The organism is Rhizobacter sp. Root1238, assembly GCF_001425825.1.
Taxonomy (GTDB): Bacteria; Pseudomonadota; Gammaproteobacteria; order Burkholderiales; family Burkholderiaceae_C; genus Rhizobacter.
Genome location: NZ_LMDM01000023.1, coordinates 537,822 through 556,658 on the forward strand (window position 1 = coordinate 537,822; position 18,837 = coordinate 556,658).

The 18,837-nt window shown below is 67.1% G+C and carries 16 protein-coding genes and 2 pseudogenes; 16 read left to right on the top strand and 2 right to left on the bottom strand.

The window, feature by feature from the left end:
• Positions 1 to 4 precede the first annotated feature (4 nt).
• Positions 5 to 913 carry a tetratricopeptide repeat protein gene (locus ASC98_RS19145; protein ID WP_057480016.1) on the bottom strand — a complete coding sequence of 303 codons (909 nt, stop codon included), beginning with the start codon at positions 911 to 913 and terminating at the stop codon, positions 5 to 7.
• Between ASC98_RS19145 and ASC98_RS30605 the strand changes: the two genes are divergently transcribed.
• Both ASC98_RS30605 and ASC98_RS19150 read left to right on the top strand, forming a co-directional pair.
• Positions 912 to 1,073: a hypothetical protein gene (locus ASC98_RS30605; protein ID WP_157597754.1), complete on the top strand. Its 162-nt coding sequence runs from the start codon at positions 912 to 914 to the stop codon at positions 1,071 to 1,073. The genes ASC98_RS19145 and ASC98_RS30605 overlap by 2 nt on opposite strands.
• 61 nt (positions 1,074 to 1,134) lie before the next feature.
• Positions 1,135 to 2,091 carry an NPP1 family protein gene (locus ASC98_RS19150; protein ID WP_056820345.1) on the top strand — a complete coding sequence of 319 codons (957 nt, stop codon included), beginning with the start codon at positions 1,135 to 1,137 and terminating at the stop codon, positions 2,089 to 2,091.
• 42 nt (positions 2,092 to 2,133) lie between these two features.
• Here ASC98_RS19150 and ASC98_RS19155 read toward each other — a convergent pair.
• Positions 2,134 to 2,385: pseudogene (locus ASC98_RS19155) on the bottom strand (VOC family protein); the annotation flags it as partial.
• 149 nt (positions 2,386 to 2,534) lie between these two features.
• Between ASC98_RS19155 and ASC98_RS19160 the strand changes: the two are divergent.
• The 14 genes and pseudogenes from ASC98_RS19160 to ASC98_RS19225 all read left to right on the top strand — a co-directional run.
• On the top strand, positions 2,535 to 3,140 hold the full coding sequence (locus ASC98_RS19160) for a 2'-5' RNA ligase family protein (protein ID WP_082541703.1): 606 nt from the start codon (positions 2,535 to 2,537) through the stop codon (positions 3,138 to 3,140).
• 151 nt (positions 3,141 to 3,291) lie between these two features.
• Positions 3,292 to 3,549 (top strand): hypothetical protein, encoded by a 258-nt coding sequence (locus tag ASC98_RS19165; RefSeq protein WP_056814764.1) that lies wholly within the window; start codon positions 3,292 to 3,294, stop codon positions 3,547 to 3,549.
• Entirely contained in the window at positions 3,549 to 4,178 is a 630-nt protein-coding gene (tadA, locus tag ASC98_RS19170; RefSeq protein ID WP_369820422.1) for a tRNA adenosine(34) deaminase TadA, read from the top strand. Before ASC98_RS19165 ends, tadA begins: the two co-directional genes overlap by 1 nt.
• Positions 4,105 to 5,076 carry an LD-carboxypeptidase gene (locus ASC98_RS19175; protein ID WP_369820418.1) on the top strand — a complete coding sequence of 324 codons (972 nt, stop codon included), beginning with the start codon at positions 4,105 to 4,107 and terminating at the stop codon, positions 5,074 to 5,076. The genes tadA and ASC98_RS19175 overlap by 74 nt, the downstream gene beginning before the upstream one ends.
• Before the next feature lie 215 nt (positions 5,077 to 5,291).
• Complete coding sequence (locus ASC98_RS19180) at positions 5,292 to 7,535, top strand: ABC transporter substrate-binding protein (protein ID WP_056814767.1); 2,244 nt, start codon at positions 5,292 to 5,294, stop codon at positions 7,533 to 7,535.
• Positions 7,536 to 7,538: 3 nt separating this feature from the next.
• On the top strand, positions 7,539 to 8,522 hold the full coding sequence (locus tag ASC98_RS19185) for an ABC transporter permease (RefSeq protein WP_056814770.1): 984 nt from the start codon (positions 7,539 to 7,541) through the stop codon (positions 8,520 to 8,522).
• 2 nt (positions 8,523 to 8,524) lie between these two features.
• Positions 8,525 to 9,994, top strand: coding sequence for an ABC transporter permease (locus ASC98_RS19190; protein WP_056814773.1), 1,470 nt, complete (start codon positions 8,525 to 8,527; stop codon positions 9,992 to 9,994).
• A gap of 9 nt (positions 9,995 to 10,003) precedes the next feature.
• On the top strand, positions 10,004 to 11,857 hold the full coding sequence (locus tag ASC98_RS19195; protein ID WP_056814776.1) for a dipeptide ABC transporter ATP-binding protein: 1,854 nt from the start codon (positions 10,004 to 10,006) through the stop codon (positions 11,855 to 11,857).
• A 445-nt stretch (positions 11,858 to 12,302) separates the two neighbouring features.
• Positions 12,303 to 15,089 carry a TonB-dependent receptor gene (locus ASC98_RS19200; protein WP_162249239.1) on the top strand — a complete coding sequence of 929 codons (2,787 nt, stop codon included), beginning with the start codon at positions 12,303 to 12,305 and terminating at the stop codon, positions 15,087 to 15,089.
• A gap of 469 nt (positions 15,090 to 15,558) precedes the next feature.
• Positions 15,559 to 16,131, top strand: a complete 573-nt coding sequence (locus ASC98_RS19205) for an energy transducer TonB (RefSeq protein ID WP_235581316.1) — start codon at positions 15,559 to 15,561, stop codon at positions 16,129 to 16,131.
• A 104-nt stretch (positions 16,132 to 16,235) separates the two neighbouring features.
• A complete protein-coding gene (locus tag ASC98_RS19210; protein WP_056814782.1) occupies positions 16,236 to 17,099 on the top strand; it encodes a MotA/TolQ/ExbB proton channel family protein in 864 nt (287 codons plus the stop codon).
• A 33-nt stretch (positions 17,100 to 17,132) separates the two neighbouring features.
• Positions 17,133 to 17,561, top strand: coding sequence for a biopolymer transporter ExbD (locus ASC98_RS19215; protein WP_056814785.1), 429 nt, complete (start codon positions 17,133 to 17,135; stop codon positions 17,559 to 17,561).
• Between the two features lie 31 nt (positions 17,562 to 17,592).
• The gene (locus ASC98_RS19220) at positions 17,593 to 18,024 is read left to right on the top strand and encodes a biopolymer transporter ExbD (RefSeq protein WP_200957065.1); all 432 of its coding nucleotides are present in this window, start codon (positions 17,593 to 17,595) and stop codon (positions 18,022 to 18,024) included.
• A gap of 108 nt (positions 18,025 to 18,132) precedes the next feature.
• A pseudogene (locus ASC98_RS19225) lies at positions 18,133 to 18,837 on the top strand (hypothetical protein); the annotation flags it as partial.

Below are 18,837 nucleotides of genomic sequence, written 5' to 3' on the forward strand. Positions count from 1 at the left end.
CAGATCATGGTGTGGGGGTCGGCAGACCGTTGCGGGGAAATGAAGCAGCCAGTGTGTCCCATGGTTCGGTCGGCAGGCCACTCGTCATCGCCTCGCCCGCAGCCTGCTCGGCCTCGAACCGCGCCACCCCCAGCGCTGCCCGGGACGCCGCCATCAGCGGCGAGATGAACGCCTCGTCCACCGGGTCGGCTCGCTCTCCATCCTCGCGCCGTGCCGCCAACGCCACCCCGAACAGCCTGGCCGCCTGCGCATGGTCCCCCAGCGCCGATGCCAGGCCCGCGGCCGCTTCCGCCAGCCGCGGTCCCATCTTCGGCAGGCCATCGCGCAGCACCAGCGGCCACAGCACCCGCAGCGTCTCGCGTGCCGCCTGCAACTGCCCGGTGGTGACCTGCACCTGCGCCAGGTTGCACTGCAGCTGCCCGATCACCGACGATGGCAGCCCGAGCCGCTGCGCCAGCGCGATGGCCTCGTCGTACAGCGCTTGCGCCTGCGCATGGCGGCCGACGCCCCGGTGGATCTCGGCGATGTTGTTCAGGCTGACCACCAGGCGGATGTCGGGCACACCGCGCGAGCGCAGCAGCTCGGTCGCCTGCTTATAGGCGGACAAGGCCTCGTCGGCGCGCCCGAGCGCATGCCATGCGTTGGCGCGCAGGCTCAGGGCCACCGCGGTGCGCTCGGCGTCGTCGGCCGATGCGGCGAGCTCGCCGCCCTGGTCGGCGCAGCGCAAGGCCTCGTCGTAGAAGCCGCGCTTGTAGGCGACGTGCGACATCGCCAGCAGCGCCTTGCCGCGCACTGCGTCGTCGAGTCCCTGCGCACCCCGTGCCAGCGCGATGGTGCCCAGGCGGTAGCCCGCATCGAGCGGGCCGGCAAAGGTCCAGTAACGGCCGAGCGCTGCCACGAAACGCACGACCATGATCCGCACGCTCTCGCGCCGATCGACACCATCGCGCTTCGCGATGGATCACTGCTGGGGCGCTGCCGCTCAACGCGAAGCCGAGGCCGATGGCGACAGCCTGCGGCTCTATGTCGATGGCCGCTTCGAAGGCTGGATCGACGGCGTGGCGCGCCTGTAGCGTCAACACGCCGTCATGGGCGAGCCGCACAGTCCGCCGGCCATCCACTCCGTGTCCAACCATGACGCACCGTTTCTTCTCTGCGGCCCCCCTGAAGGTCGTTGCCATTGCCCTCATCGCGGTGAACGCGCTCGCGGCCCGCGCCGACGAGCTGCCGCGCTGGGACACCGCCATCACGAAGTACAACGAGAAGCAGGTCCGCGACTTCCATCCGATGTTCGACTTCGATTCCGACGGCTGCTACCCGGCGACGCCGTTCAACCGCAACAACAACCTGAGCCAGAACCCGGGCCTGAACGCCACCGGCACGGTGCAGGGCGCCTGCCGCGACGGCGGCTGGGGAAACCATGCCAACACCCTCCATCGCCAGCTCTGCCGCGAGACGGTGGAGGGCAGCGACCGCATCGAGCGCTGCGCGCACTTGTACGAGCTGTACTTCGAGAAGGACCAGGCGATCGGGCTGAGCTTCCTGGGTGGCCACCGGCACGATGTCGAGACGGTGATCGTCTGGACCGGCAAGAAGAACGGCGGCGGCGACTTCATCTCGCACGTGTCGGTCAGCGCCCACGGCAACTACACCACCCGTCCGATGGCCGGGCTGGAGAACCACTGGGGCCACCCGCTGGTCGTGTACCACAAGGACGGCGCCGGCACGCACGCCTTCCGCTTCGCCAATGCCGACGACCATGCGCATGTGGAGTTCATCGGCAACTGGGGCGAGTTCTACGCGCCGGACATCATCAGCCACTACAGCGCCGTCGCGCAGTGGAACGGCGACGAGTGGACGCGCTACCAGGCCAACCGCAACTACCGCATCGCGCTGGAGAACTCGAACTTCGGCAGCGCGAGCTTCAAGACCCGCAACGACGGCGAGATCATGAACCAGGTCAACAACGCCGCGCCGCGCGGCGATGCGTTCTGGGCCAATGTCTGGTTCCTGTGGGACGACGTGTGGGCCACGCGCGCGAAGGAGTTCCAAGCGAACTATCCGCAGACGTACACGCGGATCAGCGAGTGAGCAGCAGCGAATGGCGCAGGCGTTCCGACCGGCCGACGCATCCTAGAACGTGACCACCACCGACTCCGCGCTGCGTTTCGCCTCGCCGTGGAACACCGCCTCGATGTTGTTGCCGTCGGGGTCGAGCAGGAACGCGGCGTAGTAGCCGGGGTGGTACGGCCGCTCGCCCGGCTTGCCGTTGTCGCGGCCGCCGGCTTCCAGGCCCGCGCGGTAGAACGCCTCCACCATCTTGCGGTCGCGCGCCTGGAAGGCGAGGTGGTGGCGGCCGGTCAGGTGGCCTTGCGCGGCCTGGCTGAGTTCGGCCGCCGCGCGGAGTTCCGGCCTGCCCGGAGTCGATGGGCGCACCGCCAGCGCAGGCTGCAGTTGGCGAAGGCGAGCGCAGAAGCCTGTATCGTCGGCGGATCGATCCCGATGGAGATGAGCGGCAGATGCGAACGAAGAAGATGACTGAGACCGGACCGGAGCAAATCGGCCTGCCGGGATTCGACGAGCCGCCGACACCTCCGCCCGCGAAACCCGGCCGCAGCTCGCCCGAAGCGCCCCACCTGAGCCTGTTCTTCGCGCTGCGTCCCCCGCCCGAAGTCGCAGCGCGCATCGGCGAACTCGCGGCACGCCTGCGCGGCGAGCACGGCCTGACCGGCAAGCTGCTGGCGCCCGAGCGCCTGCACGTCACGCTGCGCCCGATGGTCGACGACGAAGCGCAGCTCGAATCGGCGATGCGCGCCGGCGCCAGCCTGGTGCATGCAGGCCTCGATGTTTCATTCGACCGCGCGATCAGCTTTCCCGGCAGCGGCGCCTTCGTGCTGCGCAGCAGCGACAACCTGCCGGCGCTCGGCGCGTTCCGCCGCCAACTGAACCTCGCGATGGGCGACACCGAGGCTCAGGCCTCGCGCAGCGCCACACCGCACATGACGCTGCTGTACGACAAGCACAGCATCGCCGAGCATCCGATCGAACCGATCGGCTGGCGCGCTGGCGAGTTCGTGCTGGTTCGCAGCCACGTCGGCTTCGGCCGCCACGAGACGCTGGCCGCCTGGCCGCTCGCGTGAATGCCGTCACCGGGCGCCGTTCCACGACACCCGGCTGTCGCTCCCGCCCGACCACCGGTACGCGCCGCCCGCTGAGGTACGATGCCGACCGCCCCGAACCCGGCTACCCTGCGGCCCGCAGGCCCGGACTGGCATCGGGCGGGGATGACAGATGAAAGCCACCTTCGGATTCGTGTCGTTGCTGATCGCGCTGGCGATCATCGGCATCGTGATCAACAAGCAGTTGAAGGCCGTCGGCAAGGTGCCGGTGGTGGCCGCCGACGGCAGCGTGTCGCAGGGCGGCGGCGCCGCGAGCGGCACGGCGCGCGAGCAATCGCAGCAGCTGCAGCAGAAGGTGCGCAACGACGTCGCCAAGGCGCTGGAGCAGGGCGCACAAGGCGCCGCCCGCCAGGACGATTCCGCCAAGTGATCTCGCCCACCGCGTCGGCCGCCGACGAACACGCGATGCGCATCGCGCTCGACCAGGCCCGCAATGCGTGGCTGGTCGGCGAGGTGCCGGTGGGCGCGGTGATCATGCGCGCCGGCCAGGTCATCGCCACCGGCTACAACCGGCCGATCACCGAGCACGATCCGACCGCGCATGCGGAGATCGTCGCGTTGCGCCATGCCGCGACGCTGCTCGCGAACTACCGCCTGCCCGAATGCGAGCTCTACGTGACGCTCGAGCCCTGCGCGATGTGCGCGATGGCCCTGATGCATGCGCGCTTCAAGCGCGTGGTGTTCGGCGCGCGCGACCCGAAGACCGGTGCGGCCGGGTCGGTGATCGACCTGTTTGCCGAAGCGAAACTGAACCACCACACGCAGGTCGAAGGCGGCGTGCTGGCCGACGACTGCGGCGGCGTGCTGCGCGAGTTCTTCGCCGAGCGCCGCGAGCTGTACCGGCAGCGTCGCGCCGGCCTGCAGATCCCATCCCCCGAGCCGGCTGACGAGCCGTCCGGCATCCCCACCGGAGAGGTACTCGAGATTGAGCCCGCACCAGCCCCAACACCAGCACCATCCTTCACACCTCCACTCGCACCATCATCACCATCACGATGATGAGCCGGCAGGCCGCTCGCTGACGATCCTGTCGCCGGCCGGCGTGGTCGCGAGCGCGGCACCGCTGCGTCGCGCGGTCAAGCGCCTGACGGCGCTCGGCTTCGAGGTGAGCGTCGACGAATCGGCGCTCGCGAAGCATCAACGTTTTGCCGGCGACGACGACCTGCGCCTGGCCGCGATGCACCGCGTGGCCCGCCAGGCGCCGTCGATCGCGATGGCGGCGCGTGGCGGCTACGGCCTCACGCGGCTGCTCGACCGCATCGACTGGAAGCTGCTCGCGCACAGCGTCGAGCACGGCACCCGCTGGGTCGGCTACAGCGACATGACGGCGCTGCAGCTCGGCCTGCTGGCGCACGCCAAGGCCGCCAGCTGGGCCGGCCCGATGGCCTGCGGCGACTTCGGCGCCGACGTGCTCGACGAGGTGACGCCCGACTGCTTCTCCGAAGCAATGACCGGCGAACTGGAGGCGGTCGGCTTCCGCACCGAAGCCGGCTTCGACGGGTTGGAGCTCAAAGGCACGCTGTGGGGCGGCAACCTGTGCGTGCTGAACGCGCTGCTGGGCACGCCGCATTTCCCGAAGGTCAAGGGTGGCATCCTGTTCGTCGAGGACGTCAACGAGCACCCGTACCGGATCGAGCGCAGCCTGCTGCAGCTGCACCAGGCCGGTGTGCTCGGCGCCCAGAAAGCGGTTGTCCTCGGCGCCTTCACCGAATTCCGCAAGTCGCCGCTGGACCGGGGCTACTCGCTGAAAAGCATGGTCGAGCACCTGCGAAGCGTGACGAAAGTCCCGATCCTGACCGGTTTGCCCTTCGGACACGTGCCGACCAAGCTGACACTCCCGGTCGGCCGCAAGGTCACCTTGCTGGTCGACGGCCGCAACGTGCTCATCGGGTGGTGATCCGGCAAGTTTCTTGCTAGCACCGAATGCCCTGCGGCCTTGCGCAGGGAATGCCTGTGGAAACCCCTGGCAAACCGGCCGCTCGCCGGGCTTTATCATTGCCGACTGCCTCGCGGCGACCTGGCCACAAGCCGGGTTGTGTGAGGCTCTTGTTTTTTGTCCGGCCCGTGCTTACCCGCACGCGCCGCTTGTCTGCTGTCGAAGGAGTGCGCGGGATGCGGGGATCTGGATCGTGGCTGGGCCGTGGGCTTGCAGCCCTGCTCACCACCTGCGCCGTGCTGGCCGGTTGCGACAACAGCCCGCAGCCCAAGGGTGCCGCGCTGACGAACACGATGTTCACCGCGTACCAGGAACGCTCGCCGCGCTACCTGGACCCGACCGCCTCGTACGCCAACAACGAGACGCCGATCGTCTTCCAGGTCTACGACCCGCTGTACGGCTACGACTACCTGAAGCGCCCGTTCCAGCTGGTGCCGAAGCTGGCCGAGGAAATCGCGCAACCGAAGTTCCTCGACAAGAACGGCCAGCCGCTGCCCGATGACGCACCCGGCGAGCTGGTGGCCGAGAGCATCTACGACGTCAAGATCAAGCACGGTGTCCTGTATGCGCCGCACCCGGCGTTCGCCAAGGACGACAAGGGCGCCTACCTGTACCACGACCTGAAGGCGGCCGACACCGAGGGCAAGCGTTCGCCGTGGGACTTCGCGAAGACCGGCACGCGCGAACTGGTCGCCGACGACTTCGTCTATGCGCTGAAGCGCCACACCACCCCGCGCATCGAGGCGCCGATCTACGGCATCTTCTCCGAGTACGTGATCGGCCTGAAGGAATACAGCACGCTGATCAAGTCCGAGGACGCGAAGCTGCGCCAGGGCCTGGACCCGGCCTCGCTCGACAAGCCGTTCCTCGATTTCCGCAAGTGGCCGCTGGCCGGCGCCACCGCGCTGGACGACCACACGCTGCGCATCCGTGTGAGGGGCAAGTACCCGCAGTGGAAGTACTGGATGGCGATGCCCTTCATCGCGCCGGTGCCGTGGGAGGCCGACAAGTTCTATGCTCAGCCCGGCATGGCGAAGAACGGCCTGGCGATGACGCGCTGGCCGGTCGGCACCGGGCCGTACATGCTGACCGAGTACGTGCAGGACCGCCGCCACGTGCTGACGCGCAACCCGAACTACCGCCAGGACCTGTACCCCTGCGAAGGCGAGCCGCAGGATGCGGCCGCCGGCCTGCTGAAGGATTGCGGCAAGCCGATGCCCTTCATCGACAAGGTCGTCTTCACGAGCGAGAAGGAGAAGGTGCCGTACAAGGCCAAGTTCGTGCAGGGCTACCTCGACATCCCCGAGGTCGAGCGCGTCGACTGGGGCCCCGATTTCCTGGCCGATGCGAACGACTCCGACGAGGTGAAGAAGCGCTACGAGGAGCGTGCGTTCCAGTTCCCGCAGACGGTCGACATCTCGATCTGGTACCTGGGCTTCAACATGCTCGACCCGGTGGTCGGCAAGGGCGCCACGCCGGAAGAGGACGAGCGCCACCGCAAGCTGCGCCAGGCCGTCTCGATCGCGATCGACTGGGAAGAAGGCTACGGCCGCATCTTCATCCAGAAGGGCGGCGTCGCGGCGCACAGCCCGATCCCGAGTGGCCTGTTCGGCTCGCGCCACGGCAAGCCCGACGGCTACAACCCCATCACCCACAAGATGGTCGACGGCAAGCCGGTGCGCCGCTCGATCGACGAGGCGAAGCAGCTGCTGGCCGAGGCCGGCTACCCCGACGGCCGCGATGCGAAGACCGGGCGCCCGCTGGTGCTGAACTACGACTTCCAGCGCGCGATCACGCCCGAGTTCCGCGCCGAGCTCGACTGGATGGTCAAGCAGTTCGCGAAGATCGGCGTGCAGCTCGAGATCCGCGCGACCGACTTCAACCAGTACCAGGACAAGACGCTGAAGGGCAAGCACCAGATCTTCTGGGCAGGCTGGCTCGCCGACTACCCCGATGCGGAGAACTTCCTGTTCCTGCTGTACGGCCCCAACTCGAAGAGCCGGCACGAGGGCGAGAACATCGCCAACTACGAGAACCCCGAGTACGACAAGCGCTACAAGCAGCTGCAGCTGCTCGAAGACGGCCCGCAGAAGCAGAAGGTGATCGACGAGATGGTCGACATCGTGCGCAAGGATGCGGTGTGGTCGTTCGGCTACTACCCGTATGCCGCCGGTGCCTACCAGCAGTGGGTCTACAACGGCAAGCCGACCATCATGATCCGCGACATGGTGCGCTACCACCGGCTCGACCCGGCGCTGCGCGCCGAGAAGCAGGTCGAGTGGAACCACCCGGTGTACTGGCCGCTGCTGCTGATCGCGGCGGCGCTCGCGCTGCTCGCCTGGATCGCGCGGCGCGGCTTCATCGCGCGCGAACGCGCCAACGCCCTGGCCGGCGTCGCCACCCGTCCCGCGAAAGCCTGACCGATGCTGAACTACGTGATCCGCCGTGGCTTCTACGGCTTCCTGATCCTGCTCGGGGTCAACCTGTTCACCTTCCTGCTGTTCTTCACCGTCAACACGCCCGACGACATGGCGCGCCTGAACATCGGCGGCAAGCGCGTCACGCAGGAGCAGATCGAGAAGTGGAAGACCGAGCGCGGCTACGACAAGCCGCTGTACGTCAACGACAAGGCGAGCGGCGTCGAGCGCTTCACCGACACGGTGTTCTGGGACCGCTCGGTCTCGCTGCTGGCGCTGAAGTTCGGCCGCTCGGATGCGCGCAGCGCGACCGACATCGGCCACGAGATCCGCACCCGCATGTGGGTCAGCCTGCAGCTCGCGGTGCCGCTGTTCCTGCTGCAGGTCTTCGCGAGCGTCGGCTTCGCGCTGCTGCTGGTGTTCTTCAAGAACTCGCGCATCGACTTCTGGGGCGTGGTGGCCTGCGTGCTGATGCTGTCCATCAGCAGCCTGTTCTACATCATCGTCGGGCAGTTCCTGTTCTCGCGCATGTTCCGGCTGGTGCCGATCTCGGGCTTCGCACCGGGGCTCGACGCAGTGCGCTTCCTGATCCTGCCGGTGATCCTGTCGCTGCTGTCGCGCCTGGGTGGGGAAGGGCGCCTGTACCGCGCGATGTTCCTCGAGGAGATCGGCCGCGACTACGTGCGCACTGCGCGCGCGAAGGGCCTGAGCGAGCCGCGCGTGCTGTTCCGCCACGTGCTGCCGAACGCGCTGATCCCGATCATCACCAGCGCCGGCAGCTACCTGCCCTACGTGTTCCTCGGCAGCCTGGTGTTCGAGAGCTTCTTCGGCATCCCGGGCCTCGGCGCCTACGTGATCGATGCGATCTCGGGCCAGGATTTCGCGATCCTGCGCTCCATCGTCTTCATCGGCTCGCTGCTGTACATCGGCACCTACATCCTCATCGACATCGCGTACACCTGGGTCGATCCCCGGGTCCGCCTGAGCTGATCATGCCCAAGATTGTTTTCCTGTGGTCGGACGTGGTGGTGATGCTGCTCGTGCTGGCATTGCTGGTGTACGGCTGGCGCATCCACCGCAGCCCGAACCTGCGCGCGTCGTGGCTGAAGGTGTTCCGCGACCCGCCGGCGATGTGCTCGGCGGTGATCCTGCTGGTGTTCCTCGGCGTCGCGGTGGTCGACAGCGTGCACTTCCGGCGTGCGCTGCAGAATGCCGCTGGCGCCGGCGCACAGCAGGCGCAGGCCTACGGCACGCGCACCGAATCGCTGCTCGACGTGATCCTCGCGACCCAGGTCGACGGCCGCGAGACCACCTACTCGGCGCCGCTCGCGACGCGCGCCTTCACGAAGGATTCGCGCGAGGTCAACGGCCGCACCGAGCGCATCTTCCCGCGGCTCGACCATGGCGGCGCGCACCTGAAGGACGACGCGGCCGAGTGGGCCGGCGACGTGGTGGCGCGTGCGCTGCTCGGGCTGGCGGCCGGCCTGCTGGTCGGACTGGCCATCGTGTCGGCGGTGGCGGCGGTGGTGGCGCGCGTCAACGGCTGGACCTGGCGCCAGGCATGGCACCAGCTGCTGCACAACCACACCGACCTGCCGCTGCGCGCCGGGCTGACCACCGTGCTCGCGCTGTGCGCGGTCTTCGGGCCGGTGTTCGCGCTGGCGACGCAGTACCACGTGTTCGGCACCGACCGCACCGGCAACGACGTGCTGTACCAGGCCTTCAAGAGCATCCGCACCGCATTCGTGATCGGCAGCCTGTCGACGGTGGCAACGCTCCCGCTCGCGGTCGCGCTCGGCATCCTGGCCGGCTATTTCAAGGGCTGGATCGACGAGGTGATCCAGTACCTCTACACCACGCTGTCGTCGGTGCCCAACGTGCTGCTGATCGCCGCCTGCGTGCTGATGATGCAGGTCTTCATCGACACCCACCCGGACCTGTTCGAGACCGGCGCCGAGCGGGCCGACGTGCGCCTCTTCCTGCTGTGCGTGATCCTCGGGCTGACCGGCTGGGCCACGCTGTGCCGGCTGCTGCGCGCCGAGACGATGAAGCTGCGCGAGCTCGACTACGTGCAGGCCGCCACCGCATTCGGCGTCAGCTCGTGGCGCATCATGGTGCGCCACATCTTCCCGAACGTCGTGCACCTGATCATCATCACGACGGTGCTCGACTTCTCGGCGCTGATCCTCTACGAAGCGGTGCTGTCGTATGTCGGCGTCGGCGTCGATCCGTCGATGAACAGCTTCGGCGGCATGATCAACCTGGCGCGCAACGAGATGTCGCGCGACCCGGTGGTCTGGTGGTCGTTCGCCGCGGCGTTCAGCTTCATGGTCGCGCTGGTGCTGGCGGCCAACCTGTTCGCCGACGGCGTGCGCGATGCCTTCGATCCGCGTGCGCGCAGCTTCCGTCCGCGCCGCAACCCGCTGGGCCGCCTGGCCCGCGTGGACCGTTCCTCCCGCTGAGCCGCCGCCATGCTGCAAGTCCATGATCTGAAGGTGGCGCTCGACGCCGAGGCCGGCCTGGTGAAGGCCATCGACGGGCTGCGCCTGACCATTGCGCGCGGCGAGACCTTCGCGCTGGTCGGCGAGTCCGGCTGCGGCAAGAGCATGACGGCGCTCGCGCTGATGCGCCTGCTGCCCGACAACGGCCGCGTGACCGAAGGCTCGCTGCACGTCGAAGGCGAAGACGTGTTCGCGCTGCCCGAGTCGCGCATGCGCAGCGTGCGCGGCGGCAAGATCGGCATGATCTTCCAGGAGCCGTCGACCAGCCTGAACCCGGTCAAGCGCGTCGGCGAGCAGATCGTCGAGGCGATCGAGGCGCACACCGAACTGCGCGGCCCCGCGGCGCGCGCCAAGGCCATCGAGTGGCTCGGCAAGGTCGGCATCCCCGAGCCGGAGCGCCGCATCGACGAGTACCCGTTCCGCCTGAGCGGCGGCCAGAAGCAGCGCGTGATGATCGCGATGACGCTGGCGGCCGAGCCCGATTTCCTGATCGCCGACGAGCCGACCACCGCGCTCGACGTGACGATCCAGGCGCAGATCCTCGACCTGCTGAAGCGCCTGCAGAGCGAGCAGGGCATGGGCCTGCTGCTGATCACGCACGACCTCGCGGTGGTGGCCGGCATGGCGCACCGCGTGGCGCTGATGTACGCCGGGCAGATCATCGAAGAGGCCACCAGCGACGAGTTCTTCCGCGCGCCCAAGCATCCGTACGCGAAGCTGCTGCTGCGCGCGTTGCCCGACGCCGACAAGCGCGGCGGCCGGCTCGCGGCGATCCCCGGTACCGTGCCGCCGCTGTGGCAGGAGTTCACCGGCTGCCGCTTCGCGCCGCGCTGCGACCGCGTGATGCCCGAGTGCCACACGACGATCCCCGAGCTGATCGACCTCGGCGCGCGGCGCAACGTGCGTTGCATCCTGTATCGCGATGGTGCGATGCCGCTCGATGCCGCCCCGATCCAGGGCGAGCCGGTCGCTGCGCTGCCTGAAAAGCGCACCGAGACTGGTCTAGACCAGCCACTGCTGCTGGATGTGAAGCAGCTGGCGGTGCGCTTCCCGATCCGCCGCGGCCTGCTGCAGCGTGCGCACGGGCACTTCAATGCGGTCGACGGCATCTCGTTCGCGATCCGTCCCGGCGAGACGCTGGCGCTGGTCGGCGAATCGGGCTGCGGCAAGACGACCACCGGCAAGGCCATCGTGCAGCTGCTGCGCCACCAGGCGGTGATCGAGGGCCAGGCGGTGTTCCAGGGCCACGACCTGTTCACGCTGCAGGGCGATGCGCTGCGCGATGCGCGGCGTGCGGTGCAGATCATTTTCCAGGACCCGTTCGCGTCGCTGAACCCGCGCATGCGGGTGTTCGACGTGCTCGAAGAAGGCCTGCTGGCGCTGCGCCCCGAGCTCGACCCGAGCGCGCGGCGCGCGCTGCTCGAGAAGCTGGTCGACCAGGTCGGCCTGCGGCGCGATGCGCTGCAGCGCTACCCGCACGAGTTCTCCGGCGGCCAGCGCCAGCGCATCGCGATCGCGCGGGCCCTGGCGGTCAACCCGAAGCTGATCGTCTGCGACGAGCCGACCTCGGCCCTCGACGTGTCGGTGCAGGCGCAGATCCTGAACCTGCTGCGCGAGCTGCAGCGCGAGCTGGGTGTGTCGTACCTCTTCATCACCCACAACATCGGTGTCGTCGAGTACATCGCCGACCACGTCGCGGTGATGCAGAAGGGGCGCATCGAGGAAGCGGGCACCACCGAATCGGTGCTCTCGTCACCGCAATCGAGCTACACGCGCACCTTGCTCGCGGCGGTGCCCCGGATCAGGGCCGAACTCAGCGCCTGATTCGTCGTCGACGCACATCGATGGCATCGCGCCATCGATGAGGAAGAGCCCGCTTTCAGCGGGCCGGGCGGAGCCACGTTCATCGACGACCGGAGGCTGTTGCACAGGGCCAACGACTGCGCGATTCGAAGCTAGGGATGTGCGCCTAAGCGCGCGTCGAAGTGTGTCACCGCATGAGCGAACGACTCTCGATGCACCGCCCGCAAACCCGCATGGATGCTGGGTTTTCTGACAAGGGCCTTGGCGCGCGACGAGCACGCGCGGCACCTGCACGCGCGAGCCTTCTGAAGCGATCAAGGAATACCCTAAAGGGACCACTTATCCCTTAAGTGACAATTCTTTTACATGTCTTAGCAGACAGGTCATGGCAGGTTCATGAAGCCGGCACATGACTTGCTGTGAGAGTGGGTTTATCGATCAACCTTTCAGTGTTTTAGGAGATCACATGTTTAGAAGAACGAAGGTCTGCACCGGCCTGATGTTGGCATTCGGCGGCAGCCTCGCGCTCAGCTCGTTGCCCGCTCTCGCACAACAGCAGATGGAAAAGGTCGAGATCACCGGTTCGTCGATCAAGCGGATCGATGCCGAAACGGCACTGCCGGTCCAGGTGCTGACGCGTGAAGACATCGCACGCACCGGCGCCACCACGGTCGAGCAGCTGCTGCAGACCGTCAGCGCGGTGAGCAGCTCGGGCGGCCTGACGGCCTCGTCGGGTTCCGGCGCCACCACCGGCGGCATCTCGTCGACCTCGCTGCGTGGCCTGTCGTCGACCCGCACGCTGGTGCTGTTGAACGGCCGCCGCATTGCGCCGTACGGCATCGGCTTCACGAACGACTCGGTGTCGGTCGACGTGAACAGCATCCCGCTGTCGGCGATCGAGCGCGTTGAAGTGCTGAAGGACGGCGCCTCCGCCGTCTACGGCTCCGACGCCATTGCCGGGGTGATCAACTTCATCCTGAAGCGCGATTTCCAGGGCACTGAAATCAGCGCCGAGTACGGCACCCCGACCCGCGGCAGCGCCGGCGACTCGAAGCGCGCCAGCATCAGCTGGGGCATGGGCAACCTGGCGACCGATCGCTACAACGTGATGCTGGTCGGTTCGGTCCAGAAGGAATCGGCGATCTACGGTCGTGACCGCGGCTTCGCGAGCCACTCGTACAACGAGGCCAACCAGGTCACCACGACCTCGGGCAACACCTTCCCGGCGAACGTTTCTTCGGTTCCTGGTTCAGTGAACGCGGTGTCGGGCAACCCGACCAACGCACAAGGCTGCGTGGCGCCTTACTCGTCGATCGACCCGGTGTTCGGTCCGGGGGTGTGCCGTTTCGACCCAGCGTCGATGGTGGCCCTGCTGCCTGATAGCGAGCGCACCAGCATCTTCGGTTCGGCCAAGTTCCAGTTGAGCGACAACATCGAAGGCTTCGTCGAAGCGTCGTTCAACAAGAACAAGACGAACACCATCATCCAGCCGGTGCCGCTGTCGGACCAGTTCACGATTCCGCTGAGCAACCCGCTGGCCAACCAAGCGCCGTACAACCAGTACACGACCTTCCCGTCGTCGACGATCATCCTGAAGCCGTTGTTGAACGGCGTGGCAAATCCGAACTACCCTAAGGATTGGGTGGAGAGCAAGATTGGCGTCGGGGCCGTCCTGCCGGACCTGCGCGTTCGCTACCGCGCTGCGCTTAGCGGCAACCGTGACCTCACCGACACCGCCGAAGCACCGCGCCTGACCTTCGGCGTCAAGGGGTCGGCCGCCGGGTGGGACTTCGATGTTGCTGCACTGCACAGCCAGAGCAAGGTGCGCGAGACGATCAACGACGGTTACCCGATCTACTCGAAGATCTTGCCGCTGCTGAACAGCGGCACCGTGAACTTCTTCGGCCCCAACAGTGCCGACACGCTGGCACAGATTCGTGCCGCCAACTTCAATGGCGATGCGTTCAAGGTCACGTCGACCTTGCAGAGCCTGAGCGGCCATGCCTCGCGTGAAATTGCGCAACTCGACGCCGGTCCGGTGGCGATCGCCGTGGGCACTGAGTTCCGCAAGGAGAAGTACAAGTTCGACCCGAGCCAGGAGATCGCGCAAGGCGACATCTCCGGCTACGGTGGCAACCTGGGCGCGGTCGACAAGTCGCGCAACGTGACCTCGGTGTTCGGTGAACTCGTGCTGCCGATCGTCAAGAACCTGGAAGCCGACGCAGCGGTCCGCTACGACAAGTACGAAGGCTCGGGCAATTCGACAACGCCGAAGCTCAGCCTGCGGTGGCAGCCGAGCAACCAGTTCCTGATGCGCGGCTCCGTCAGCAAGGGCTTCCGTGCCCCGAGCCTGGCCGACCTGTACTCGCCGTCCACGACGGGTGTCTCGCAGACTGGCCTGACCGACCCGGTGCGCTGCCCAGTCACCGGCGACGGCGTGAAGGACTGCGAGACGCAATTCCCGACCACCAACGGCGGCAAGACCACGCTGTCTTCCGAGAAGTCGACCAACTTCACGACGGGCATCGTGCTCGAGCCGACGAAGAACTTCTCCGCCAGCCTGGACTACTTCCACATCAAGCTGAAGGACACGATCTCCAACGGCCTGCCGCAAGCGGTCATCCTCGGCAACCTCGCCAAGTACGGCAGCTACGTCACCCGCGGTCCGGACGAAGTCGTCAACGGTGTGACGATCCCGGGCGCGATCATCAACATCGACCAGACGAACCTGAACACCGGCGAGACCAAGCTGTCGGGTGTGGACATCGACCTGAAATGGCGCCTGCCCACGCAGAGCTACGGTCGCGTCACGCTGGGCTTCAGCGGCACGTACTTCATCAAGTACGACACGCAGAACCCGGACGGCACGTTCTCGCCGAACGTCGGCAACCTGGAGAACGCGACGACCGGCGGCGTGATCCCGCGCCTGAAGACCTACCAGTTCGTGAACTGGGCGAATGGTCCGTGGGATGTGACCCTCGGCCTGAACTGGCAGAGTGGTTACCACGACGTGCCGGGCTCGGACGCAAACGGCGACCCTCTGCCGCGCCGCGTGAGCCCGTACGAGATCTATGACGCACAAGTCACCTGGTCGGGCATCAAGGGCTTGCGCCTGACGCTGGGCGCGAAGAACCTGATGGATTCGGATCCCCCGTACACCAACCAGAGCTTCTCGTTCCAGTCGGGCTACGACCCGCAGTACGCCGACCCGCGCGGTCGCTTCGTGTACGTGCGCGCCGCGTACGCCTTCTGATCGACCCACCGGTTGATCCGATAGACGAAGTCGTCGACTGAAAGAGACCCTCGCACGAGGGTCTCTTCCCCATTGCCCGCAGGCCACAAGCCGGCGGGCATTTTTGTTAACCTCGAACGTTTGCGTTTCCACACTGGAGATCCCAGCGTATGGACTTTTCCAAGCGACAACGCGATCCCCGGCGGCATGTCGTCGGGATCGGCTTTGTCATTTTGTTTCACGCGGCGATCGTGTATGCGCTGCTGACCGGGCTGGCCAAGAAGGTGGTCGACGTGGTTCGCGCGCCGATCGAGACGAAGGTGATCCCGCCCGAGGTCCGGCAGTCGNGAAGCTGGGCATCCAGCATTGCGTCAACGGGGCCCTTTATCTGCACAGGAGTTCGCGACCGATGAATTTTTCGCAGCGACAACGCGATCCCCGGCGGCATGTCGTCGGGATCGGCTTTGTCATTTTGTTTCACGCGGCGATCGTGTATGCGCTGCTGACCGGGCTGGCCAAGAAGGTGGTCGACGTGGTTCGCGCGCCGATCGAGACGAAGGTGATCGAGGAGATCAAGAAGCCGCCGCCGCCGCCGGAGGTGGTGGTGCCGCCGCCGCCGAAGCTGGAGGCGCCGCCGCCGCCGTTCATTCCGCCGCCGGAGGTGCAGGTGGCGGTGCCGCCGCCGGYGCAGCCGACGATCACGGCGAGCACGCCGGTGCCYCCGCCTGCGGCGCCGATGGCGCCGGTGGCCCCGCCTGCAGCGGCGCCCGCGCCGGCAGCGCCGCCSGCGCCGGTGTCGGCCGCGGTGGTGTGCTCGAACTTCTCGACGGTGATGGGCGACTCGGTGTTCCCGCGCGAAGCGGTGCGCCAGGGCATCGAGAAGGGCGAGGCGCTGATCCAGTTCACGCTGAGCGCCAACGGCGAGGTCAAGGACGTGAAGGTGCTGAGGTCGTCGCACCCGATCTTTGCGCGCAACAGCATGCGGCTGGTCAGCGAATACAAGTGCCAGGGCCAGGGCCGCGACGTGCTGGTGCAGGTGCCGTTTGGCTACAAGATGGACTGAGCCCTGCGTCGATCCGCCCCGTCACACCTTTCATTGCTTTCATCGAGTCGGTGCCCTACCCGGGCCGTGAACTCGCATCTATTTCTCTAGAGATTGGAAACACCATGTCTTTGATTTCTCTGCGCTCGCTGACCGCCATGCTGAGCCTGGCCGTTGCCTCCGCCGCGTTCGTGGCCCCTGAAGTCGTGCACGCCCAGGCGTCGGCCCCGGCGGCCGAAGCGCCGGCGGCACCGGCSCCTGCGGCCGCGCCGGCCCCGGTGGCCGTGCCGGGGGCGGTGACCAAGGAGTCCGTGGACAACCCGTATGGCTTGAGCGCACTGTGGGCGCAGGGCGACTTCGTCGCGCGCGGCACGCTGATCATCCTGGTGATCATGAGCATGGGCAGCTGGTACATCCTGGTGACCAAGCTGTTCGAGAGCTTCAAGATCAGCGGCGAGGCGCGCGCGGCACGCAAGAGCTTCTTCAAGTCGGCGAGCCTGAACGACGGCGTGGCGACGCTGAAGGACGGCAGCGCGTTCCGCTTCATCGCCGAGACGGCGATCGAGGCGGGCGACCACCACGAGGGCGAGCTGACGGCCAACATCGACCGCAACACCTGGGTGGGCGTGAGCGTGCAGCGCGCGATCGACAACGTGCAAAGCCGCCTGCAGGACGGCYTGGCCTTCCTCGCGACGGTGGGYTCGACGGCGCCGTTCGTGGGCCTGTTCGGCACGGTGTGGGGCATCTATCACGCGCTGACGGCGATCGGCATTGCGGGGCAGGCGTCGATCGACAAGGTGGCCGGCCCGGTGGGCGAGGCGCTGATCATGACGGCCATCGGCCTGGCGGTCGCGGTGCCGGCGGTGCTGGGCTACAACTGGCTGGTGCGCCGCAACAAGGTGACGATGGAGTCGGTGCGCAGCTTCGGCGCGGACCTGCACGGCGTGCTGCTGGGCAGCCGCTCGACGCTGCGYGGCGGCAGCCGCTGATCGCGCATTGACTCCTGAGCGAAGGAGAACGCAATGGCGATGAACGTGGGTAGTGGCGACGGGGACGACGACGAGGTCGTCTCCAGCATCAACACGACGCCGCTGGTGGACGTGATGCTGGTGCTGCTGATCATCTTCCTGATCACGGTGCCKGTGGTGACGCAGACGGCGCCGGTGAGCCTGCCGAAGGAGACCAACATCGCGCGGGTGACGAAGCCGGAGAACATCGAGATCTCGGTGACGAAGGACGGCGACGTGTTCTGGAACGCGCAGGCGGTGGCGGACAACAACGCGCTGGTGGAGCGGCTGAAGAAGGTGTCGGTGTTGACGCCGCAGCCGGAGATCCACATCCGCGGCGACGAGAAGAGCCGCTACGAATCGGTGGGTCGGGTGGTGTTCGCGTGCCAGCGCGCGGGCATCCAGAAGATCTCGTTCGTGACCGAGCCGCCGCCGCGCGGCTAGAGCCGACGAACCCAAGAGAAGGACCAAGCAAATGGGAATGAACGTAGGCTCCGGGGGCGGCAGTGGCGACCCCGACGTGATGGTGGAGATGAACACGACGCCGCTGATCGACGTGATGCTGGTGCTGCTGATCATGCTGATCATCACGATCCCGATCCAGCTGCACTCGGTGAACCTGAACATGCCCACGGGCAGTCCGCCGCCGCCGCTGCGCGACCCGGTGGTGGTGACGATCGACATCGACTTCGACGGCACGATCCTGTGGAACGGTGAAGTSGTGCCCGACCGCACGGTGCTGGAGACGAAGCTGGCGGCGACSGCGGCGGTCGCGGATCAACCCGAGGTGCACATCCGCCCGAACAAGCTGGTGGAGTACAAGTCGGTGGCGATGGTGCTGGCCAGTGCGCAGCGGCTCGGGGTGAGCAAGCTGGGCATGGTGGGCAACGAGCAGTTCATCAAGTGAGCATGGCCATGAAGTTGAAACCCCTGGNGTGCTGGCCAGTGCGCAGCGGCTCGGGGTGAGCAAGCTGGGCATGGTGGGCAACGAGCAGTTCATCAAGTGAGCATGGCCATGAAGTTGAAACCCCTGGTGGCTGCGCTCGTGTTGGGCGCGGCACTCGGCGCGAACGCACAAGAGGCGGTGCGCCCCGACGTGGGCAAGCCGCTGCAGGCGGCGGGCGACCTGATCAAGGCCGGCAAGTACAAGGAAGCGCTGGCCAAGGTGCGCGACGCCGACGCGGTGCCGAACAAGAACGCGAGCGAGAGCTACACGATCGAGCGCATGCGCATCGCAGCGGCCTCGGGCGCGGGCGATGCCGACACCGCGGGCAAGTCGTTCGAGGCGCTGGCGGCCACCGGCAAGCTGGCGCAGGCCGACAAGCAGCGCATGCTCGAATCGCTGGCGGGCACGGCCTATCGGGCCAAGGACTACGCGAAGACGATGCAGTGGGGCCAGCGCTACTTCAAGGAAGGTGGCACCAGCGGCACGGTGCGCACGCTGCTGATCCAGAGCCAGTACCTGGGCGGTGACTTCGCCGGTGCGGCGCGCGAGCTGCAGGTGGAGATCAATGCGTCGGAGAAGGCCGGGCAGGCCCCGGCCGAAGACCGGCTGAAGCTGCTGGCCAATGCGACGCAGCGCATGAACGACACCAACGCGTATGTGTGGGCGGTCGAGAAGCTGGTGACGTACTACCCGCAGAAGCAGTACTGGACCGACCTGCTGGGGCGGCTGCAGCGCAAGCCGAACTTCAGCGACCGGCTGGCGCTGGACACCTAC